The following is a 22399-nucleotide window of genomic DNA, read 5'->3' as shown; positions in this document are numbered from 1 at the left end:
CGGAACCGCGGCGGCTTGAGCGTCAGTAGCAGATGGCAGTACCGGTCGCACGGGACCTGTCGATCGCGGTCCGCACGGTCGCAGCGACATGGTCGAGCGCGACCTGGCGATCCGCCGCGGCCATCGTGATCGAACCACAATATTTGCGGCTGGCGCCCGCGACGATCGTCCAGTCGAAACTCACCCGGTTCGGCTCGACGGCGCGATCGACGACCATGCTGCTGACGATCGCACGCACGCCGCCGTCCGGTCCGACCGATGCCGTCGCGACGGCGAGATCGGAGGCCCAGCCGCCATCGCCCGACCCGCCGCCGCCCTGCCCTCCTCCCGGTGAGGTTCCTCCGCCCGACGCCTTGTCGATCGCGGCTGCGGTAGGATCGAGCGCCCGCGTCGGCGCGATCAGGCGGGCGCCTTCTGGCCCCGCCTGATGCTCGGCAATCGCGCCGTTCACCTCGTCGAACAGGTCCAGTTGCGCGCCGGTTATGACGAACAGGATCATCAGGCCCGCGATCATCGGTACCTGGATGCGGCGCGGCACCGTGACCACGCACAGCACCACGATCGATACGAGAAGGACGATGAGGACGATCACCGACAGCGTCATGCTCAAGCGAGACAGTCTTGCCAGCAGGACGCCACCGACGACCAGTTCGATCATGCCGAGGGTCGCTGCGATCCTGCCCGGTCCGTCGAACGCGGCGTCGTATCGTGTACTGGCGCGCATGTAAGTCCTTTCGCCGGAACCGGTGAAAGATGCCCGAGCAGGGTTAAGATTTGCTCGACGAATGCACGCATGCCGTAGGGGAAAGCGGCACGCTCTTACGTAGCTCGCCGCCTTTTCCGTCCAATTGCAGCCACTTGTCTTACGTGCATTCAGCGCAATCGCAGGGCGCGACGGACGGCGTCCCAGCTGACATATTTGAAGTTCTGCGTAGCGGGTGCGTTGTCGCCGTCCTGCGCGACGAACAGCCCTCGGGGATAGGCCGGCCCGAAGTCGCCGAGCATAAGCTCGATGCCATCGGTATCGCTGGTCCCGTCGATCGGACCGCCGCCGATGCGGAAGCGGCCGGCATAGGTGATGCCGGGCAGGCGGTAGAGCGTGTAGGCGTTGTCGCCCTGGCTCGACACGACCAGATAGCCGCCGGTCCTGCCGGATGGCGCGAGGGCCAAACCCTCCGCGTCCGCGACCAGCGTCGTACCGTCGACCTTCGCAATCGGCGTCGGCGTGATCGCGGCGCTCGGCTCGGCATCGAACCGCCACAGGCCGACGTCTTCCTCCGCGACATAGAGCTGCCCGGTGCGGTCGTCGACGACGCAGCCTTCGGACTGGGTGCCGAGCTTCATCGAGCGGACCGTCGCGACCTTGGGCACCGCGCCCGAAACGTCGATCGCGACCTGATCGATGCGGCCGTCCTTCAGGACGATGAAGCCGAACAGGGCTTTGTCGCGCGCCCGCGTCCACAGGCACATGCCGTAAGCCTCGCCGGGACCGACCGGAAAGCGACCCAACGGCACGAGCTTTGCCGCCGCGGTGTCGAGCGTGAACAGCGAGACGTGTGCGGTATCTATATCGGCGCGGTCGCTGGCGGCGGCGATGACGCGCCCGCCACGATCGCGCAGGTCGACATTGTTCAGGCGCGCGGCCGGCGTGAAGCTCAGGCGCTTGCCGGTCAGGCTGTAGACATGGATGCCGGCTTTCTTGTCGGTGCCGATGACGAGGCTTTTCGACAGATCGGCAGCGTTCCTCCAGATCGCGGGATCGTCGGCAGCGTCCGCGGCGGTGTCGACCGGATCGGTCTCGGCCGTCGCGGCAATCGTCGGCGCCTCGACCATCGGCGGGGCCGCATGCGTGACGCAACCGGCGAGCAGCAGGCCGACGATGGGGAGCGCGCGCATCAGAACGTCACCCGGAAGCCGCCGGTATAGCGTCGGCCGAACGTCTCGTGCTCGATCGTGTACGCCGACGAACCGACGTAACGGCGACCCGGACCGTTCAGCAGGTTCGCGAAATCGGCATAGATCTCGACATTGTCAGTGATGGCATAGCGGAGCGAGGCATCGAGCTCGTCGTCCTGTGCCCAGGAGAAATCGCCGCCGTCGATGCCGCGAGTGACGCCGTTGACCGCACCGAACGCGCCGATCGCATCGATCCAGGGCGAGCGGTTCTGGTAGGATACACGCGCGGAGAAGCCGTATTTCTCGTAATAGCCGATCAGATTGTAGACCGCATCCGACGCACCCGGCAGGCGGATCTTCCGTCCATCCGGCGTCTCGGAGCGGCTCTTGTTGAGAGTCGCGTTGAGCTGCACGCCGAACCCGCCCATCCAGTCGGGCAGGCCGAGATCGGCGGCGAACGGCTCCAGTTGCTGCTGGATCGCCGCCTCGATACCCATCACATAGCCATCGCCGCCGTTGGCGATCGTCGAATAGAGATATTGCGAGCGATCGTTGCCAGTGGTGTTGAGCGTGGTCCGACCGAACGTGCCGACGGTGTCGAACAGCACGTCGCTGACGTCCTTGTAGAAGGCGCCGATCGACAGGAAGCCACGCGGCATCGTGTAATATTCGACGTAGAGATCGACGCCCTTGGCCTTTTCGGGCTTGGCGTCGGGGTTGCCGCCCGAGATGGTCTGGTTCGCATCGTTGAAGGTCAGGTTCGGACGAAGCTGGTCGTAATCGGGGCGCGCTGCACCGGTGTTGAACGACAGCCGTGCCTTCATCCGGTCATCGATATCCCAGTTCAGATGCAGGCTCGGATAGACGAGCGTCTGGCTAGACTTCACCTCGACCGGCGTCGCGACGTTGTTCGCCGCGTTGATCGAGAAGGCGCGGGCGTCGTTGCGGATATGCTCGACGCGCGCGCCGCCGATGATGCTGCCCCAGTTGGTCGTCGCGGTTGCCATGCCGTACGCGGAATAAACCTTCTCGCCGACCGCGTAGAAATTGGCGTCGACCGGCTGATAACGGGCGACGCTCTTCGCCTGGTCGACCAGTCCAAGAATCTTGTCGCGGTCGAAATACTGGAAGGTGTAGCCGAGCGGGATCTCGCCCTGGAATGCGCCGGACTTGGCGATCGCTGAATAATCGGTCGAGATGCCGGCCGCAGCGAATTGTGCGGGGGTGCTCAGCTCGAGCAGGCTCTCGTTCGCGGTCTTGGTGCGATCGTCGTAGCGGACGCCGGCGGCGAACACCGTCTGCGCGCCGAACAGCGACGCCTCGCGGCTGATGTCGAGCTTGGCGGTATAGGCCTCGGTGACGTCCTGGGCATGGAGCGAGCGCAGGCGGTTCAGCGTGCGCGGGAAATCCTCGATCGCGGTGACCTGGGCGCCGCGCGAGAACGTCCCGTCGGCGTTGCGGATGGTGCGGTAAAGCGCGACCTTGGCGAGCTGCGGATCGGTCAGGTCATAGCCGACGGTCAGGCGGTTCGCCGCATTCGCGCCATTGGTGCCGAACGCCGGGCTGTCATAGTTCAGCTGCGCAGGCTGCGTGCGGTCGTCGATCGAGCGCGTGAAATTGCCGCGCCATGCGACCTTCCACTCGCCCAGCTCGTGATCGCCGCCGATCGTGTTTGTGAACACCGACTGCTTGTATTTGCGGACCGTGAAGTTGGAATTGAGATCGACGCCGTACACCGTGCCAAGCAGCGGCGTGTTGCCGGTGCAGACGTCGGCATAGCCGGTCGTGCCCGATGCCGGCCGCGCGTTGACGGTGCACGCCGCCGTACCGGTCGGCGTACGCGACTGCTGATCGTCGAGATCGAAGATGTAGTTGCTGCGCAGCTCGTCGTCCTGGAACGCCGAGTAGATCGTCTCCGCGAACAGCTTGTGACCCCGTGCCGGGCGCCAGTCGAGCCGGGTCGAGAGCGAATAGTTCTTGCGCGTCAGGCGATACAGCTTGTTCTCGGTCTCGCGCGCCCAGATGCGGTCCTGCGATCCGGGGCGGCGATCCTGATCCACCGCCTCGAAATCGGTCTCGAAATTGTCGGTGACCATGCCGCGGCGATACAGGCTGGCCGACGAGACGATACCGAACTCGCCGATGCCGGTGTCGATCCGGTCGGACAGTACCAGCGAGCCTTCATATTCCGTCTTCTTGCCGAGCTCGACATGGCCGAGCCCGCCCTTGGCCTGCACCTTCATGCCCGGATAATCGAATGCCGAGCGGGTGATGATGTCGACATTGCCGGCGATCGTCTCGCCGGTCATGTCGGGGGTGACGGCCTTGCGCACGACGATCTGCGAGGCGATCGCCGAGGGAATGGAGTCGAACCGGGCATCGCGCCCTTCGGGGCTGACGACGTTGATGCCGTCGATCGACAAGGTGGTCCAGTTGATCGGCGACCCGCGCAGGGTGATGTAGCGCGCCTGGCCCTGGTCGCGCTGGACGCCGACGCCGGGGAGACGGCTGACCGCTTGCGCGACGTTCTGATCGGGCAGGCGACCGATCGAATCCGATGCGATCACCGAGACGAGTGACGGGCTGGTCCGCTGGATCTGGAGCGCGGCGGCCTCGGACTCGGCGATGGGTCGCGAACCGGAAACGACGATCTCGTCGCCCTCGCCGGCGCCGGCCCCGGCCTCGGCCATCGCGACGTCGAGCGTCACGACGGAGTCGGCGACCGTCACGGTCCGTAGCGCATCGGGATAGCCGACATAGCGGATCACGACGTCATGCGCGCCGGCAGGGACGCCGAACAGCGTGAAGCGTCCGGTCCGGTCGACCACGCTCGACAGGTCCAGCGCGGGGATCGAGACCGATGCGCCATCGAGATACTCGCCGCTGCCGACCTGCGTCACCGTGCCGACGACCGACCCGGCTGCACGCGGTGCGCCGACCGGCGCCGCATCGGCGGGCCCGGCGTGCGCGGCCGCGACGCTCATCGGCGTCAGCGCGCAGCCGGCGAGCAGCACATGCGCGAAAACACGACCGCGAACGCGGCGCGACAGAGTGGATTTCATGATAGTCCCCCGGAAAGTCCCGGCGTTGTCGTGCCGGCTTGGGAGGCGCGTTAGCGCGCACGCATGGCATGGGCGTTACGCGCGCATGACAGGTTCATGACACAGCCGTCATGTGAGAGACCTCGCCGGTCGCACATTAAGCCAACATTAAAAACACCGTACACGCGATTCTTATATTCGTAACGAGCGTGCCACGACCGCGGATTATCGCGCCCTTCAAGGCAAAGACTGCCTGAAAAGGGAAATCCTCGATGTTGAATTCAGCAAGCCTGCGCTTGCGGCTGCTGGCCGGCGCCGCCCTGACGGTCGCGCTCGCGTCGCCAGCTTTCGCTGCTGCCACGCCGACCGCTGCGAAGGACACGGCGCCGACCGCCGTTGCGACCGACCCGGCGCCCGTCTCCGCCGATCCGACGACAGCCCAGCCCGCCGCGGCCGATCCTGCCGACCAGACAGGGCTTGGCGATATCGTCGTGACCGCGACGAAGCGCGAGACCAATCTACAGAAGACGCCGATCGCGATCAGCGTGCTGACCGCGGCGAACCTTCAGGATCGCCACGTGCAGAGCCTCTACGACCTCGCCGACGGCGCGGTGCCGAGCCTGCGCATCGCCACCTTCGAAGCACGCCAGAGCGCGCTGACCGTCGGCATCCGCGGCATCGTGCCGCTCGACGCCAACCAGCCCGCGCGCGAACAGGGCGTCGGCATCTATGTCGACGGCGTCTATCTCGGCCGCCAGCACGGCCTGAACGCTGCCTTGTTCGACGTCCAGCGCGTCGAAGTGCTGAAAGGTCCGCAGGGCACGTTGTTCGGGCGCAACACCGAAGGCGGCGCGCTTAGCCTCGTCAGCCGCGCGCCCAGCGGCAAGCTCGAAGGCCGCGCTGATGGCGGCATCGCCAACTACGGCGGCTATAATGGCGACTTCCACCTCGATCTGCCGAAATTCGCCGGTTTCAGCATCAAGCTGGACGGCGTGATGCAGCATCAGGACGCGACCACCAAGAACCCATACGAGGGCGCCGCCGGCTTCAACTATTACGACCGCAAGGGCGGTCGCCTCGCGGTGCGCTGGCAGCCGACCAGCAACATCACGAACGATTTTGCCGTCGATGTCGCCAAGGACAAGAACACCCCGTTCTACAGCCAGCTGCTGAACGCCAACCCCAATGGTTGCGCAGCCGGCGCGGTCACCGCGTCCACCACCTGCGTGCTGCCGAGCATCAACTACACCTCGCTCACCGGCACGGTAAAGTCGCTCTTGCCGGGCGTGGTCGTCAATGGCGACAGCCGCATGAAGACCGCCGATATCGGCGTGCCGCAGCAGGTCAGCGTCGACAAGACGCACGGCTTCAGCAACACCCTGAAGTGGAACCTCGGCTCCGAGCTCGAGCTGCGCTCGATCACCGCATGGCGCGGCGTCGATGTCGAGCAGTATGACAATAGCGGCGGCGCGCATCGCCCGCCCGTGGTCAACCTGACGGCCGCCTGCACCGCGGCCGCACCGTGCGCGTTCAGCCGCTACAGCCTCGCCGATCTGCGCCAGCGCCAGTTCAGCCAAGAATTTCAGGCGGTCGGCACGATCGGTTCGGTCGATTACGTCGGCGGTCTCTATTACTTCAACGAGCATGTCAGCGACGACGCCGCGACGCCGAGCTCGCTCGGTGCGGTGGCGACGCTCACCAACGGCGTCGTGACCGGCGCGAACATCGTGTCGATCCCGTTCTGCACCGCCAGCACGCCGGCGTTCGTCGGCACCGCTGTCAACGGCTGCTCGATCGATCGCGCTTCGGAAGTCTGGTCGAAGAGCTACGCCGCCTATGCCCAGGCGACGTGGAACGCGACCGACGTGCTGCACCTCACCGTCGGCGGCCGCTACACCAAGGACCATAAGCGCGGCGTCCTGCACTATTTCAACAATCTGAACTACGACACCGCCACCGCGGCGCAGCTCGCGGCCAACAACTACACGCCGCTCGACAAGACCTGGAACCGCTTCAATCCGATGGTCACGCTGGCCTATGACCTAAACGACGACACGCATGTCTATGCGAAATATTCGACCGGCTATCGCGCCGGCGGCGCCAGCTCGCGTACGCCCAGCTATCAGGCGTTCAAGCCCGAGGATCTGAAGTCGTACGAAATCGGCCTCAAGGCGGATTTCTGGGATCATCGCGCGCGCCTGAACCTTGCCGGCTACATCATGGACCGCAAGAACAGCCAGGAGGATGTGAGCTTCATCACCTTCGCCAACTCCACCAGCGTCAACGTGCTGCAGGTCGTCAATGCACCGGGCATCACCAAGATTCGCGGTATCGAAGCGGACCTGACGGTGCAGCCGGTTCAGGGCCTGACGCTGAACGCGTCGTACGCCTACACCTACACCAAGGTGCCGCTGGTTCCGGTCAGCTTTACCGTCGCCGGCGCCACGTCGACGGTGGACCAGCAATTCTACATCCCGTTCACCCCGCGCAACGCGGCCAGCGGCTCGATCGACTATGCGATCCCCGTTGGCATCGGCGGCGGCGACACCAAGGTGAAGTTCCACGTCGACGGCAACTATTCGCAGGCCACGCAGGCCTTCGACCAGTTCGCGATCAAGGCGGATGCGTCGTTCCTCGTCAACGGCCGGATCGCACTCGCGAACGTCAAGGTTGGGTCGGCCTCCGACGTGACCTTCTCGATCTGGGCGCGCAACCTGCTCGACGAGCAGCATATCTTCCGTGTCGACCCATCGAACAGTCTGCCGGGCGCACCGACGAGCAGCCTGACGGCGGGCTCGATCAACAACGTGCTGGGCGATTACGGCAACTTCAACGCGCCGCGCACCTACGGGATGGACGTGTCGGTCAAGTTCTGATCGATCCGACTGCAGGCGACGACGGACCCGGGCAGGCGCCTCGCCTGTCCGGGTTTCGTCGTTTCAGCGCATTGGCAAGGTGACGACGACGCGCAGACCGGGCGCGGCATCTTCCAGTGCGATCGTGCCGCGGTGAAGCCGGCTGATCGCCTCGACCAGCGCCAGGCCCAGGCCCTGCCCGCTGTCGTGCCGGCTAATGTCGAGACGCCCGAACCGTCGTAGCGCGAGCGTGCGCTGATCGGCGGGGATGCCCGGACCATCGTCGGCAACCGTAAGCACCGCCCCGGCACTGGTCACGTCCACGCCGATCTCGACCCGCGTGCCCGGCGTCGTATGTCGCATGGCGTTCTCGACGAGGTTGACAACGAGCTGCCCGAGCAATTGCCGATCGCCGACGATCGGCGCCGGCGTGGACGCCGTGACGATCAGCGTACGGCCGCCGTCCGCGACGACCGGCTGCATCATCGTCCCAATTTCGTCGGCAAGCGCGGCCAGGTCGATCGATGCAAAGGCCGCGCGGCGGTCACCGCCCTCTACCTCGGCAATCCGCAGCATCGCCGCGAACATCTCGAGCAGCTCGTCGCTCATCGCGATCGCGGTTTCCAGGTCGTCGCGTTGCGCCTCGGTCTCGACCCGCCGCAACGCCAGTGCGAGCTGGCTGCGCAACCGCGCGAGCGGCGTGCGCAGGTCGTGTGCGATGTCGTTGGAGACGTTGCTGATGCTCGCCATCAATTCCGAGATTCGGTCGAGCATGCGGTTGAACGCAAGCGCCTGTTGCGCGAACTCGCCGCCCGACCGGTCGATCGGCACCCGGCGTTTCAGATCGCCGTCGATGATCGCCTCGACCGTCCGCCGCGTCTCGCCGATCCGCCGGCCGATCGTGACGACGAAGAACACGAGTCCGCCGACGACGATCAACACGATCGAGCCGAACCCGATCAGATAGATGCGCGCGCGGGCGGCGTTATAGTCGTCGAACGGTTCGGTCTCGGCGATCGTGGTCAGCGTCATGCCGCCGCCGACATCGCGGACCAGCGCGCGGCCGGCGGACAGCCCGGCAATCTCGTCGCGTGCGTGCAGCGTCGAGAAACCGAGCGGCAGGCGTCGCGACAGGATGACGTTACCGTCGAGGCGCAGACCTTGCGCATTGTGCAGTTCGAAGCCGATATCGCCGGTGTCGCGCTGACGCATCGCGGCGTCGATCCGGCGGAACAGGTCGGCGGGGCGGCGCTCGTCAGGTGGCCCCGCGACGGTGTCGGCGACCACCACCAGACGACGATCGACGAGCCGCTCGATCGTCCGCATCGTCACCGAATAGATCGCGAACCCGGTGCCGGCCGTCGCGACCAGGAACGCCAGCAGGAACGCCAGCGTCAGCGCACGCAGCGACCGGAAGCGCCTCACCCGCGCAACATATAGCCGACGCCGCGCACCGTCAGGATCGGATCCTCGCCCCCCGCCGCGGCCAGCTTCACCCGCAGGTGACGAACATAGACGTCGACGATGTTGGTCGTCGGCGCGAAGTCGTAACCCCAGACCCGCTCGATCAGCATGGCGCGCGTCAGCACCGCATCGGCATTGGCGACGAATTCGGCGAGCAGCTTGAATTCGAGCTTGCCGAGATCGATCGCGGTGCCGGCACGCCAGGCGCGGAACTTGGTCGGGCTGACGACGATGTCGCCGGCACGGATCGTGTCGCCGCTGCCCGCGGTCCAGCCCCGGCCGCGGACCATCGCCAGCAGACGTGCGTTGAGTTCGGCGGCGGCGATCGGCTTGACCACATAGTCGTCGGCGCCCGCCTCCAGCCCCTCGACCTTCTCGACCGACCGACCCAGCGCGGTGAGCATGATCACCGGCAACGTCATGTCGTTGTCGCGCAGCCGGGCCAGCACCGACATGCCGTCGACCCTGGGCAGCATGCGATCGAGCACCACCGCATCGAATGGCGCACTGTCGACCGCGGCCAGCGCCTCGCGTCCATCGACCGCCACCGTCACCTGATGATCGAACCCGCGCAGTTCCTCCGCCATCGCCTGCGCGAACACCGCATCGTCCTCGACCAGCAACAGGTTCAGGCTCATCGTCGTCTCGCCGTAAGGGGTCTCCGCCCTACCGTGCTTTGGACTCAACGCAAACCGGCGCGCGGCTCAGGCCGCCTTCAGTTGCACGACGAAGCGATCGGTCGCCGCCCGCAGAGCCCGCGCGGTATCGAGCAGACCGGTCGCCGAGCGCGCGACCATGTCGGACAATCCTGCCGTCTCGCCGGCGACGCGCGCGACGCCGAGCATCTCGCCGGCCATGATGTCGATCCCCGCCGCTGTGCTGTCTGCGGTGCGCTCGATCGAGGCAGCGGTCTGGTGATGATGCCGGACCTCCGCCTGGATCGTATCCGCCGCGGTGGCGAGTTGGCCGATCGTCGCCGCGATCCGGCCGAGCGCGTCGTTGGCGAGCCCCGCCCCCTGCTCCGCCGAGCCCGCCAGTTCGCGGATCTCGCTCGACGCCCCGGTCGCCTGCCCCGCGAGTTGCTTGACCTCGCTCGCGACCACCTTGAAGCCGTTGCCCGCCTCACCCGCGCGCGCCGCTTCGATCGTCGCATTGAGCGCGAGCAGATTGGTGCGGGCCGCGATCTGCTGGATCGAATTGGCGAAATTGCCGATCGTCTGTGTCCGCTCGACCAGCGCAAGCACGGCCGCATGGCTCGACGTCGACGCCGTCCGCGCCTCGCTTCCGAGCCGGACCTGCTGTTCGGCGACGCTCGCGATCGACGTGACCGCCTCGGTCAGCGCGTGGATCTGCACAGACAACCGTCCCGCGCTCTCGGACGACTGGGTGGCGGCCGCGGCGCTCGCGACGGTCTGGCGGGTGGCGGCCTGGGCGAGTTCGTTCAGCGCCCGCGCCGATCCGTCGAGCTTGGTCGAGGCCGATCCGACCGACTCGACGATGTCGGCGACCGACGCCTGGAACGCCTCTGCCAGCGCCATCATCTCCGCCTCGCGGCGCGCGGCGAGTTCGCGTTCGATCGCCTGGCGATGCTGGCGTTCGCGCGCCTCGCTGGCTTCCGCCGCGCGCATGCCGGCGACCGCGGTCTCCATGCGGTTGCGGCTGTCGATCGCTTCGTTGGCCAGCGCCTCGCTCTCGCATCGTGCCGCCTCCTGGCGGATCATCAGGGAGCGCAGCCGGGTGGTGACGTAGCTGAGCACTGCCAGTTGCAGGCCGACCGCGGCGGCGTGAATCAGGACGCGGCCGATATTGCCCGATCCGGTGAAGACCCAGTTCGGCGCAGCGGTCTCCAGCAGCAGGTGATGTACCGCAATCAATCCCGCGGCGAGCGCGATCGGTCGCCAATCGCACAGCACCACGAGCGCCGCGAGCGCGACGAAGAAATACATGTGCGCATCCATCTGCCAGGGATGCCCCTGCAACAGATAGACGGCGAGCGCCGGATAGACCGCGGCCGGCGTCCCCAGGACGAGCCGCGCGACGGAGTCATGCCGATGGTGTCGTGCCATCAGCGTCGGCGCCAGGTTGACGAGCACCGCGACGATCAGCACCGGCACAAGGCCGTCGGCGTCGAGCCACAGTCCCATCACGCCGAGCCAGAGCGTGCAGGCCCAACCGGTCATTGCGAGGATCGAGATGCCACGCGCTCGAAAGATGTCCAGATCGGTGAGGTTCATGCCACGGCTCCTGCGCCGGAGCCAGTCTTGCCGCCGGTTTCACCGCATCCAGCGCCTGACGCCGAAAGCGGGACGATGCCGCGCGACAGCATCGCCCAAGCCAGTTGCGACCGATCACCCCTGACGACGTAGCTATGCGGCAGCGGCCCCGCGCCGATCAGCAACGCATGGCGCGCGATCGCGGTTGGCAGCAAACCGGCGACCGCGTTCGCCCCGACCGGCACCAGCAGGAACTCCCCTTGCCGGGGCGGCCACGTCATCAACACCGCAAACCCGAGGACGACCGCAACCCCCTGCGTGAAGATGCAAAGCGTCGATGCGAGCTGGGAATGACGGGCCATGGATTTTCGTACGGCCCAATGCGTTAGACATAAGTTAATGGTCTGGTAAGTTCGTTTTGATTGAATTTACGGACCAATTTGGCTCACGGCGATCCTTCAGGGAAGCAGGATCGTGCTGCCCCACGTCTCCCCCGCCTCGATCGCGCGGTGCGCCTCGGCGGCCTGTTCGAGCGGGAAGGTCTGGCCGATCTCGGGGGTGATCGCGCCGCTGTCGAGCATTGCAAACAGGCGGTCGATGCCGGCCTGTTTCTCCTCCGGCGTTACATAGTAGTCGAACAGCGTCGGGCGGGTGACGAACAGCGAGCCCTTGCGTGCGAGGACGCCGATGTTGACGCCATCGACCACGCCGCCGGCATTGCCGTAGCTGACGATCAGGCCGCGTTTCGCCGCGCTGTCGAGCGATGCGTTCCACGTCGCACCGCCGACGCCGTCGAGGATGATTGGCACGCCCTTGCCGTCGGTGATCTCGCGGACGCGTTTGGCGATGTCCTCGGACTTGTGGAGGATGACGTGATCGGCACCGGCTTTCCGGGTGCGCTCGGCCTTGTCCTCGCTCCCGACGCTGGCGATGACGATCGCGCCGATCGCCTTCAACCAGCCTACGAGGATGTGGCCGACGCCGCCCGCCGCCGCGTGGACGAGGACGGTCTGGCCTGCCTGTACCCTGGCGCAGCGCTCGACCAGGAACTCGGCGGTGCAGCCCTTCAACATGAGCGCCGCCGCGGTCCGATCGTCGAGCGCATCCGGCAAGTGGAACAGGTTGGCGGCAGGGACATTGCGGTCGGTCGCATAGGCGCCGCGAGTCGGGCCAAACGTGCCGACGCGGTCACCGGGTGCAAAGCCGGTCACGCCCTCGCCGACCGCCATCACGACGCCCGCGGCCTCGCTGCCGAGGCCCGAGGGCAGGTCGACCGGGTACACGCCGCTGCGGTGGTAGGTGTCGATATAATTCAGCCCGACCGCGGTGTTGCGCATCCACACCTCGCCCTCGCCCGGTGGCGGCAGCTCGACGTCGCGCCACTGGATGACCTCCGGGCCGCCGGTCTTCTCGATGAATGCCACTCTCGCCATGCCGGCCTCCTGATGCGTTTCGTCGACACCCTACGGCATGCGTTTCGGGTTGCAACCGATCTCCGGCGAGCCCATTCCTTGGCGAGACAAGATGCGGAGAGGCACGATGAAAAGCTATTTGAAGCAGTATATCGATGGCGCGTGGGTCGAGAGCGAGGGCGGCACCGTCTATCAGGTGATCGACCCGTCGACCGAGCAGCCGTGCACCGAGATCACGCTCGGCACCGCCGCCGACGTCGACAAGGCCGTGGCTGCCGCTCGCTCCGCGTTCGAAAGCTGGAGCCAGACGAGCGTGCAGGAGCGGCTCGATGTGCTCGGCCGGATTATGACCGAGTACAAGGCGCGAATGCCCGATCTGGCGAAGGCGATGTCGCAGGAGATGGGTGCACCGATGGCGCTCGCCTCAATGGCGCAGGCGCCAACCGGGCTCGCGCATTTCTCGGCGACCGCGAAGGCGCTGGCGGCGTTCGAGTTTTCCGAGACGATCGGCAAGGCAACCGTCGTGCATGAACCACTCGGCGTCGTCGCGATGATCACGCCGTGGAACTGGCCGCTGAACCAGATCTGCGCGAAGGTCGCCCCTGCCCTCGCGGCGGGCGATACGATGATCCTGAAGCCGTCCGAGGAGGCGCCGTCGTGTGCGGTGATCCTGGCGGAGATCATGGATGCGGCGGGCGTGCCGGCGGGGGTCTTCAACCTGATCAACGGCGACGGACCCGGCGTCGGTGCGGCGCTGTGTTCGCACCGCGACGTCGACATGGTGAGCTTTACCGGCTCGACGCGGGCGGGCATCGCGGTCGCGCAGGCCGCGGCGGCTACGGTCAAGCGCGTGCACCAGGAGCTTGGCGGCAAGGCGGCGAACCTCGTGCTGGAGGGTTCCGATCTCGCCACCGTGTTGCCGCCGACGGTCGCGGGCGTGCTTGCCAATTCGGGCCAGAGCTGCATCGCGCCGACGCGACTGCTGGTGCATGCGAGCCAGGTCGCGGAGGCGACCGCGATCGTGAAGTCGATGATGGAGCAGACCAAGGTCGGCGATCCCGCCGAGATGGGCCAGCACATCGGCCCGGTCGTCAACAAGGCGCAGTTCGACAAGATCCAGGGGTTGATCCAGTCGGCGATCGACGAAGGCGCGACCTTGGTGACCGGCGGCGTCGGGCGTCCGGACGGGCGCAACGCGGGGTTCTACATCCAGCCGACGTTGTTCACCGACGTGCGTCCCGACATGCGGATCGCGCAGGAGGAGACCTTCGGGCCAGTCGCGACGATCACCGCGTACAGCGATCAGGACGAGGGTATCCGCATCGCCAATGCGACCGAATACGGACTGTCGGCGACGATCTCGGGCGATCCGGCTGCGGCGGCGAAGGTCGCACCAAGGTTGCGCGCGGGGCTGGTGACGATCAACTCGTGGAGCCCGGATATCGGCGCGCCGTTCGGGGGGTATAAGCAGTCGGGCAATGGCCGCGAGAACGGACGCTATGGGCTGACCGACTTCATGGAGGTGAAGACGATCACCGGCCTTCCGGGTGACGCGCGTGAAGGGAAACCGGCCGAAGCGGGCGCCTGAACCTCTCCCTCCCTCTCCCGACGGGAGAGGGAGTTAGTCGAGGTTGGGGCGAAGCCAGCGTTCGGCCGTCTTCAGGTCCGCGCCACGGCGTGCAGCGTAGTCCTCGAGCTGGTCGCGCCCGACGCGCGCCACACCGAAATACTCGGCCTGCGGGTGGCCGAAATAGAAGCCCGAGACGGCCGCTGTCGGGAACATCGCGAAGCTCTCGGTCAGTTCGAGGCCGGTCGCGGTCTCGGCGTCGAGTAGATCGAACAGGATCGGCTTGAGGCTGTGGTCCGGACACGCGGGGTAACCCGGCGCCGGCCGGATCCCGCGATATTGTTCCTTGATCATCGCTTCGTTGGTAAGCTGTTCGTCGGGTGCGTAGCCCCACAGGTCGGTGCGGACGTGTTTGTGGAGGCGTTCGGCGAAGGCCTCGGCGAAACGGTCGGCGAGCGCCTTCAGCAAGATGTCGTTATAGTCGTCGTTGTCCGCCTTGAAACGGGCGATATGCGGGTCGATCCCGTGGATGCCGACCGCGAAGCCGCCGAACCAGTCGTCGTGCGTGTCGACGAAATCGGCGAGACACATGTTCGCGCGGCCCTCGCGCTTGGCGATCTGCTGGCGGAGCATCGGGAGACGTACCGCTTCCCCCCCGCCCGCTTGCGGGAGGGGGTTGGGGGGTGGGCTCGCGCCATCCTCGGGCGTGACGGTGGAGGTGAGCGCGCGCCCACCCCCGGCCCCTCCCGCTTGCGGGAGGGGGGAAGCGATGACCACCACATCATCGCCCTCGCGCCGAGCAGGCCACAGGCCCGCGACGCCACGCGGCGTCAGCCACTTCTCCGCAATGATCGTATCGAGCATCGCCTGCGCATCCGCATACAGCGAACTCGCACTCTCGCCGACGACCTCGTCGGTCAGGATCGCCGGGAAGTTCCCCGCCAGTTCCCACGCGCGGAAGAACGGCGTCCAGTCGATATAGTCGCGCAGGTCCGACAGGTCCCAGTCGGCGAACACGTGCACGCCAGGCTTCACCGGTGCGGGCGGCTTCATCGCAAAGTCGGCCACAAACCCGCGCGCGCGGGCGGTTTCCAGCGGCAGCAACTCGCTCTGCCCCTTGTTCGCGCGCGAGATCCGTACCGCCTCATACTCGTCCGCAGTCTTCGTCACGAACTCGTCGCGGATGGTGTCCGACACCAACGTCGACGCGACACCCACCGCGCGGCTCGCATCGAGCACATGCACCACCGGGCCGTCATACGCCGGCGCGATCCGCAGCGCGGTGTGCACCTTGGACGTCGTCGCACCGCCGATCAGCAGCGGCATCGTCATCCCCGCGCGCTTCATCTCCTCGGCAACCGTCACCATCTCGTCGAGCGACGGCGTAATGAGGCCGCTGAGCCCGATCATGTCCGCATCATTCTCATTCGCAGATTCGAGGATCTTCGACCACGGGACCATCACGCCGAGATCGACCACGTCGAAGCCGTTGCACTGGAGCACCACGCCGACGATGTTCTTGCCGATGTCGTGCACGTCGCCCTTGACGGTCGCCATGATGATCTTGCCCTTGCCGCGCGCGCCGGGCTCCTTCATCGCCTCGATATACGGCAGCAGATGCGCGACCGCCTTCTTCATCACGCGCGCCGACTTGACGACCTGCGGCAGGAACATCTTGCCCGATCCGAACAGGTCGCCGACCACGTTCATGCCATCCATCAGCGGGCCTTCAATGACCTCGATCGGCCGCCCGTTGTTGCCGTCGATGATCAGCCGCGCTTCCTCGGTATCCTCGACGACGTGGAGGTCGATGCCCTTCACCAGCGCGTACTCGAGCCGCTTGTTGACGCTCAGCGAGCGCCATTCCGCCGCCGCCTTCTCCGCGACCACGTCGGTACCGCGATAGCGTTCGGCGAGCGCGACGAGGCGGTCGCCGGCCTCGGGGTCCTTGTTGAGCACGACGTCCTCGACTGCCTGGCGCAGTTCGGGATCGATGTCGTCGTAGATGTCGAGCTGGCCGGCGTTGACGATCGCCATGTCCATGCCCGCGGGGATCGCGTAGTACAGGAACACGCTGTGCATCGCCCGGCGCACCGGCTCGTTGCCGCGGAACGAGAAGCTGAAGTTGGACAGCCCGCCCGAGATATGGACATGCGGGCAGCGCGCCTTGATCTCGCGGCACGCCTCGATGAAGTCGACGCCGTAATTGTCGTGCTCCTCGATTCCGGTCGCGACCGCGAAGACGTTGGGATCGAAGATGATGTCCTCGGGCGGGAAGCCGATCCCGACGAGCAGCTTGTAGGCGCGCTCGCAGATCTCGACCTTCCGCGCCTTGGTGTCCGCCTGTCCGACCTCGTCGAACGCCATCACGACGACCGCCGCACCGTACGCCATGCACTTGCGCGCCTGCGCCAGGAACTGCTCCTCGCCTTCCTTCATGCTGATCGAATTGACGATCGGCTTGCCGCTGACGCACTTCAGCCCGGCCTCGATCACGCTCCATTTCGAGCTGTCGACCATGAACGGGATGCGCGCGATGTCGGGCTCGGCAGCGATCAGTTTCAGGAACGTCGTCATCGCGTGGTGCGCGTCGAGCAGCCCCTCGTCCATGTTGACGTCGAGCACCTGCGCGCCGCTCTCGACCTGCTGCCGCGCGACCTCGACTGCGGCGGGATAGTCGCCCGCCATGATCAGCTTCTTGAAGCGCGCCGAGCCGGTGACGTTGGTGCGCTCGCCGATGTTGACGAAGGAGGTGGAGGAGGAGGTGGTCGTGGTCATCGGTTTTCCAATTCCTCCCCGGTACGGGGAGGGGGACCGCTCGCAGAGCGGTGGAGGGGGCTCTCCACGAACGTTACGCCTGGTGGAGAGCCCCCTCCACCACGCCTTTCAGGCGCAGTCCCCCTCCCCGTGCCGGGGAGGATTTACGCCGCCATCGTGAACGGTTCGAGACCGGCGAGCTTGGTCCGGACTTCAGGTCGCGCCACGACCCGCGGCTCGAGCCCGCGCACGCCGTCGGCCATCGCCTTGATATGCGCCGGGGTCGACCCGCAGCAGCCGCCGAGCACGTTGACCTGCTTGGCCACCGCCCACTCGCCGACCAACCCGGCCGTCGTCGCCGGCTGCTCGTCATACTCACCGAGTTCGTTGGGAAGCCCGGCGTTCGGGTAGATCATGATCAGCGTATCCGCGATCGCCGACAGCGTCTTCACATGCGGCCGAAGCTGCTCCGCGCCGAACGAGCAGTTGAGCCCGATCGTCACCGGCTTGGCATGCCGCACCGCGTGCCAGAACGCCTCGACGGTATGCCCCGATAGGTTGCGGCCCGAGAGATCGGTCAGCGTCATCGACAGCATGATCGGTACATCACGGCCGAGGTCGTCGCCCGCCTCGATCGCCGCCATGATGCCCGCCTTGGCGTTAAGCGTGTCGAACACCGTCTCGATCAGGATGAAGTCGACGCCAACCCCCTCGCCGCCTTCGAGCAGCGCGTCGATCTGCTCGCGGTAGACGCCCTTGAGGTAATCGAAGTCGATCTCGCGAAAGCCGGGATCGTTGACGTCGGGCGACAGCGACAGCGTCTTGTTGGTCGGCCCGATCGCCCCGGCCACGAAGCGCGGACGGCCGTCCTTTGCCTCGTACTCGGTCGCGAGCGCACGCGCGATGCGGGCGGATTCGACGTTGATCTCGCGGACCAGATGCTCGGCGCCGTAATCGGCTTGGCTAATCACGTTGGCGCTGAACGTGTTGGTCGAGACGATGTCCGAGCCTGCGTCGAGATACTCGCGCGTAATCGTCTCGGGGACTTCCGGCTTGGTGATCGCCAGGATGTCGTTGTTGCCCTTCTGGTCGTGGCTCAGCCCGAGCGACCCTGCGTAAGCCGCCTCGTCGAGCTTCCAGTTCTGGATCTCGGTGCCGAACGCGCCGTCGGTGATCAGGATGCGCTTGGCGGCTTCCGCGTTGAAACGTTCACGTGGTGTCATCGTTTTCACTCCCCCCTCCCGCAAGCGGGAGGGGCTGGGGGTGGGCGCCCGCTATCCTCGGGCGGTATCGTTGGAGGCGAGCGCGAGCCCACCCCCGGCCCCTCCCGCGTACGGGAGGGGAGCAGAATTACGCCGCGGCGACCTTGTCGACAGGCTTCGCGCGCACGCCCAGCATGTGGCAGATCGCGTACGCCAGTTCCGCGCGGTTGAGCGTGTAGAAGTGGAAATCCTTCACGCCGCCCGCATACAACCGCCGGCACATCTCGGCCGCGATCGTCGCCGCGACGAGCTGTCGTGCGGCGGGATGATCGTCGAGGCCCTCGAACAGCCGATCCATCCACGCCGGAATCTCCGCACCGCAAAGCCCCGCGAATTTCCGCGTCTGCGCGACGTTCGACACGGGCAGGATACCCGGCAGGATCTGCGCGGTAATACCCGCCGCCGCGACCCGGTCACGAAATCGGAAATATGCTTCGGGCGAGAAGAAGAATTGCGTGATCGCGCGGGTCGCACCGGCATCGATCTTGCGCTTCAGATTGTCGATATCCGCGTCATGTCCACCCGATTCCGGATGGCATTCGGGATACGCCGCGACCGAGATCTCGAACGGATGCAGCTTCCGCAACCCAGCGACCAAGGCCGCCGCATTCTCATACCCGCCCGGATGCGCCTGATACGGCTGGCCCAAGGTAGGCATATCGCCACGAAGGGCAACGATATGCCGCACGCCCGCCGCCCAATATTCCTCCGCCACCTGGTCGATCTCGGCCTTGGTTGCCTCGACACACGTCAGATGCGCCGCGGCGTTCATCGACGTCTCGCGCTGGATCCGCGCCACCGTCGCATGCGTCCGCTCGCGCGTCGACCCACCCGCACCGTACGTCACCGACACGAAATCGGGCGCGAGCGGCTCCAGCGTGCGGATCGCTTCCCAGAGCTGAGTCTCCATCTTCTCGCTCTTGGGCGGGAAGAATTCGAAGCTCAGCCCGACATCACCCGCAAGATCCGCGAACAGCGGTTCTTCGAGCGCGCGGCGCGCTTCGGCCAACTGGGGAATGGAAATGTTCGTCATGCCGCCTTCACCTCACGCAAGCTCGCGCCGATCTTCCGGCCGAGCCATAATTTCACCGTCAACTCGCCACCCTCGAGCGTCTCGACCCGTGCCGTCTGCAAGCCTGCCGCCTCGAACCACGCCGCCATCTGCTCGTCCGCAAAGCCGAGGCGCGTATGCGCGTCGCGCAACCGCAGTTCCTCGCGGTCGTGGCTGGCGAAGTCGGCGATCAGCAACCGTCCGCCTGGAGCCAGCACTCGCGCCGCTTCACTCACCGCCGCACCCGGCTGCTGCGCGAAATGCAGCACGTGATGCAGGATCGCGACGTCCGCCGCGGCATCCGCCATCGGCAGCGCATACAGATCCGCCTGCCGCAATTCGGCATGCGTCATGTCGTGCAGTTTCGCCCGCGCCAGCCGCAACATCTCCGAACTGCGATCGATCCCGAGCGCGACCGTTGCCCGCCCCCCGAACAGTTCGAGCATGCGGCCCGTCCCTGTGCCGATATCGATCAACGTACCGATCGACGCGTCACCCAGCACAGCCGCCATAGCCGCCTCGACCTCGCTGTCGGCGACATGCAACGACCGGATCGCGTCCCACTCGTCGGCATGCCCTTCGAACCACGCCGCCGCGCTCGCGGCCCGGTCCGCGCGCACGGCTGCGAGCCGTGCTGCATCCGCCACCGCCCAGTGATCCGGCTCGGTCTTCGCCCACGCATCGAGCGCGCCCGCGACGGGTTCGACCACAGTCGGCGCTCCCAGTGCGACGAACACCCAGCTGCCCTCCTTGCGACGCTCGGCAAGCCCGGCATCGCACAGGATCTTTACGTGCCGCGAGACCCGTGGCTGGCTCTGCCCGAGCACCTGAGCGAGTTCGCCGACCGACAGTTCCATCCGTCGCAACAGCGCAAGGATCCGCAACCGGGTCGCGTCCGCCAGAGCACGGAAGATTTCGAGCGCCATCGTCATGCCAGGACATATAAAGAATTCTTTATATGAGGTCAACGCGAGCGTGAGCGTCTGCGGCTTATCGCATAGTGGCCGACCATGACGGATCGGAAACGCTTTACCCGCGTTCGATTGCGCTATGGGCTGGCCTGTCGCTGGTCCACAAGGCCATGTCCCCCCGGGATAAGCCATAGTCTCAACGGGAGTAGTAAGCATGAAGAAGTTCCTGATCCCCGCCCTGGCCCTGACCGCCGGCCTGGCAGCGTGCAGCAACAACGCGCAGGACCAGACCGCCCAGGCCGCCAACGCGATCGCCGCCGATGCCAGCGCGACCACGCAGAACGCCGTCAGCGACGTCAGCGCCGCCAGCGACCGCGCACTCGGCTCGGCCGAAGCGACGATGGACAATGCCGGCGACCATCTCGACCGCGCGACCGACAACCTTGGTGCCAAGACCGACCGCGCCGGTGACCGGATCGAAGCCGGCGCAGACCGCGCAGGCGCCTCGATCAGCAATGGTGCGGACCGCGCCGCCGACGCCACCGGCAACGCGCTGACCCGCGCCGGCAACGCGATCAAGGACTAAGCCTTGCCAAGGCGCCCCCACCTCCCCGTCATCCCGGCGAACGCTGGGATCTCCCGGTTCAGGTCACGACGACCGGCACGGAAAGATACCAGCTTTCGCTGGCATGACGGTGTGGTGGTGGGGGCGCTGTTTGCTATTTCTTCGTTGGCAGCCTGCTCACCGGCCCGCGAGCCCGGCGCCGTCACCGCCGACGAAGCACACCAGTTGAACGAAGCCGCCGCGATGCTCGATGCGAACAGCGTCGATCTGAACGCAGTCGCCGCCGCTCCCGACGACGCCGCGCCGGATACCGAAACACCCTCGAATCCCCTCTCGAACCAAAGCGATCAGACCCAATGACCCTTCGCCGCCTCGGCTCGACCGATCTCAAGATCGCACCTCTCGTTCTAGGCGGTAACGTTTTCGGCTGGACGGCCGACCGCGCCGCCAGCTTTGCCGTGCTCGACGCGTTCGTCGCGGGCGGCGGCACGATGATCGATACCGCCGACGTCTATTCGGCGTGGGTCGACGGCCACAAGGGCGGTGAATCCGAGGCGATGATCGGCGAGTGGCTCAAGGCCAGCGGCAAGCGCGACGACGTGCTGATCGCGACCAAGGTCGGCATGCTCCCCGGCGAAGGCGGCGAGAAGCTTGCCCCCGCGCGCATCGCGGCTGCCGCCGAAGCCTCGCTCAAGCGCCTCGGCACCGATCGCATCGACCTCTATTACGCGCACCAGGATGACGAGGATGTGGCGCAGGACGCCGTCCTCGAAGCCTTCGGCAAGCTCGTCGACGCGGGTAAAGTGCGCGTCATCGGCGCATCGAATTTCCACGCCGCTCGCCTGAAATCCGCGGTCGAGGCCGCCAAGACCTCGGACCTGCCGCGTTATCACGTCCTCCAGCCCGAATATAACCTCGTCAGCCGGACCAAGTTCGAAGGCGAATTGCAGGATTACTGCGTCACCGAGAATATCGGGGTGCTGCCCTATTATGGCCTCGCCTCGGGCTTCCTCACCGGTAAATACCGCACCAAGGACGATCTCGGCCAGAGCGTCCGCGGCGGCCGGATGGGCGAACTGCTCAAGGGCAAGGGCAAGGCCGTCCTGGAGGCGATGGACGCGGTCGTCGAGGCCACCAATGCGACGCACGCGCAGATCGCACTCGCCTGGCTGATTGCGCAACCCGGTGTGACGGCCCCGATCGCCAGCGCCACGAGCGTGAAACAGATCGAGGACCTGCTGCCCGCGATGACGCTCGAATTGTCGAAGGACCAACTCGACTCCCTCACCGAAGCCGGCGCCTGACCCAACGATCCTCCCCCGCCAGGGGGAGGTGGCTGGCGCTTGCCAGACGGAGGGGGAGGCAGGCGAAACGACTGTTCCGTATCCGCCCCCTCCGTCACCTT

The 22399-nt window shown here is 66.4% G+C and carries 17 protein-coding genes; 5 read left to right on the top strand and 12 right to left on the bottom strand.

The genetic code is table 11. The features are described from left to right. Nucleotides 1-22 precede the first annotated feature (22 nt). The 3 genes from AC3D24_RS01585 to AC3D24_RS01575 form a co-directional block, all read right to left on the bottom strand. Nucleotides 23-724, bottom strand: a complete 702-nt coding sequence (locus AC3D24_RS01585; RefSeq protein ID WP_489027587.1) for a hypothetical protein — start codon at nucleotides 722-724, stop codon at nucleotides 23-25. Between the two features lie 149 nt (nucleotides 725-873). Beyond that, nucleotides 874-1896 (bottom strand): phytase, encoded by a 1023-nt coding sequence (locus AC3D24_RS01580; protein WP_489027585.1) that lies wholly within the window; start codon nucleotides 1894-1896, stop codon nucleotides 874-876. Then, the gene (locus AC3D24_RS01575; protein WP_489027583.1) at nucleotides 1896-4958 is read right to left on the bottom strand and encodes a TonB-dependent receptor; all 3063 of its coding nucleotides are present in this window, start codon (nucleotides 4956-4958) and stop codon (nucleotides 1896-1898) included. The genes AC3D24_RS01580 and AC3D24_RS01575 overlap by 1 nt, the downstream gene beginning before the upstream one ends. Nucleotides 4959-5209: 251 nt before the next feature. Here AC3D24_RS01575 and AC3D24_RS01570 point away from each other — a divergent pair, with 251 nt between their 5' ends. Continuing rightward, nucleotides 5210-7813, top strand: coding sequence for a TonB-dependent receptor (locus tag AC3D24_RS01570; RefSeq protein ID WP_489027581.1), 2604 nt, complete (start codon nucleotides 5210-5212; stop codon nucleotides 7811-7813). 63 nt (nucleotides 7814-7876) lie between these two features. Here the strand turns inward: AC3D24_RS01570 and AC3D24_RS01565 are convergent, their stop codons facing one another. The 5 genes from AC3D24_RS01565 to AC3D24_RS01545 all read right to left on the bottom strand — a co-directional run bounded on the left by AC3D24_RS01565 (nucleotide 7877) and on the right by AC3D24_RS01545 (nucleotide 12902). After that, nucleotides 7877-9217, bottom strand: coding sequence for a sensor histidine kinase (locus AC3D24_RS01565; RefSeq protein ID WP_489027579.1), 1341 nt, complete (start codon nucleotides 9215-9217; stop codon nucleotides 7877-7879). Then, nucleotides 9214-9894, bottom strand: a complete 681-nt coding sequence (locus AC3D24_RS01560; RefSeq protein WP_489027577.1) for a response regulator transcription factor — start codon at nucleotides 9892-9894, stop codon at nucleotides 9214-9216. The genes AC3D24_RS01565 and AC3D24_RS01560 overlap by 4 nt, the downstream gene beginning before the upstream one ends. A 66-nt stretch (nucleotides 9895-9960) precedes the next feature. Further along, entirely contained in the window at nucleotides 9961-11490 is a 1530-nt protein-coding gene (locus tag AC3D24_RS01555; protein WP_489027575.1) for a methyl-accepting chemotaxis protein, read from the bottom strand. Next, nucleotides 11487-11831: a hypothetical protein gene (locus AC3D24_RS01550; RefSeq protein WP_489027573.1), complete on the bottom strand. Its 345-nt coding sequence runs from the start codon at nucleotides 11829-11831 to the stop codon at nucleotides 11487-11489. The genes AC3D24_RS01555 and AC3D24_RS01550 overlap by 4 nt, the downstream gene beginning before the upstream one ends. Nucleotides 11832-11927: 96 nt before the next feature. After that, nucleotides 11928-12902, bottom strand: a complete 975-nt coding sequence (locus AC3D24_RS01545) for a quinone oxidoreductase family protein (protein WP_489027571.1) — start codon at nucleotides 12900-12902, stop codon at nucleotides 11928-11930. Nucleotides 12903-13008: 106 nt separating this feature from the next. Between AC3D24_RS01545 and AC3D24_RS01540 the strand changes: the two genes are divergently transcribed. After that, nucleotides 13009-14469 carry an aldehyde dehydrogenase family protein gene (locus AC3D24_RS01540; RefSeq protein WP_489027569.1) on the top strand — a complete coding sequence of 487 codons (1461 nt, stop codon included), beginning with the start codon at nucleotides 13009-13011 and terminating at the stop codon, nucleotides 14467-14469. A gap of 33 nt (nucleotides 14470-14502) precedes the next feature. Here the strand turns inward: AC3D24_RS01540 and metH are convergent, their stop codons facing one another. The 4 genes from metH to AC3D24_RS01520 all read right to left on the bottom strand — a co-directional run bounded on the left by metH (nucleotide 14503) and on the right by AC3D24_RS01520 (nucleotide 20450). Next, nucleotides 14503-17226, bottom strand: coding sequence for a methionine synthase (gene metH / locus AC3D24_RS01535; protein ID WP_489027567.1), 2724 nt, complete (start codon nucleotides 17224-17226; stop codon nucleotides 14503-14505). Nucleotides 17227-17369: 143 nt separating this feature from the next. Beyond that, on the bottom strand, nucleotides 17370-18428 hold the full coding sequence (locus tag AC3D24_RS01530) for a homocysteine S-methyltransferase family protein (RefSeq protein ID WP_489027565.1): 1059 nt from the start codon (nucleotides 18426-18428) through the stop codon (nucleotides 17370-17372). A gap of 127 nt (nucleotides 18429-18555) precedes the next feature. Next, nucleotides 18556-19500 (bottom strand): methylenetetrahydrofolate reductase, encoded by a 945-nt coding sequence (metF, locus tag AC3D24_RS01525; RefSeq protein WP_489027563.1) that lies wholly within the window; start codon nucleotides 19498-19500, stop codon nucleotides 18556-18558. Then, nucleotides 19497-20450, bottom strand: coding sequence for an ArsR/SmtB family transcription factor (locus tag AC3D24_RS01520; RefSeq protein WP_489027561.1), 954 nt, complete (start codon nucleotides 20448-20450; stop codon nucleotides 19497-19499). Before AC3D24_RS01520 ends, metF begins: the two co-directional genes overlap by 4 nt. Before the next feature lie 193 nt (nucleotides 20451-20643). Here AC3D24_RS01520 and AC3D24_RS01515 point away from each other — a divergent pair, with 193 nt between their 5' ends. The 3 genes from AC3D24_RS01515 (at nucleotide 20644) to AC3D24_RS01505 (ending at nucleotide 22298) form a co-directional block, all read left to right on the top strand. After that, nucleotides 20644-21015 (top strand): hypothetical protein, encoded by a 372-nt coding sequence (locus AC3D24_RS01515; RefSeq protein ID WP_489027559.1) that lies wholly within the window; start codon nucleotides 20644-20646, stop codon nucleotides 21013-21015. A gap of 114 nt (nucleotides 21016-21129) precedes the next feature. Further along, on the top strand, nucleotides 21130-21354 hold the full coding sequence (locus AC3D24_RS01510; RefSeq protein ID WP_489027557.1) for a hypothetical protein: 225 nt from the start codon (nucleotides 21130-21132) through the stop codon (nucleotides 21352-21354). Next, nucleotides 21351-22298, top strand: coding sequence for an aldo/keto reductase (locus AC3D24_RS01505; protein ID WP_489027555.1), 948 nt, complete (start codon nucleotides 21351-21353; stop codon nucleotides 22296-22298). The genes AC3D24_RS01510 and AC3D24_RS01505 overlap by 4 nt, the downstream gene beginning before the upstream one ends. Nucleotides 22299-22399: the final 101 nt, after the last annotated feature.

The sequence above is a fragment of the Sphingomonas sp. SL1004 genome (assembly GCF_057815015.1).
This window is presented reverse-complemented; position numbering and strand designations above follow the sequence as displayed.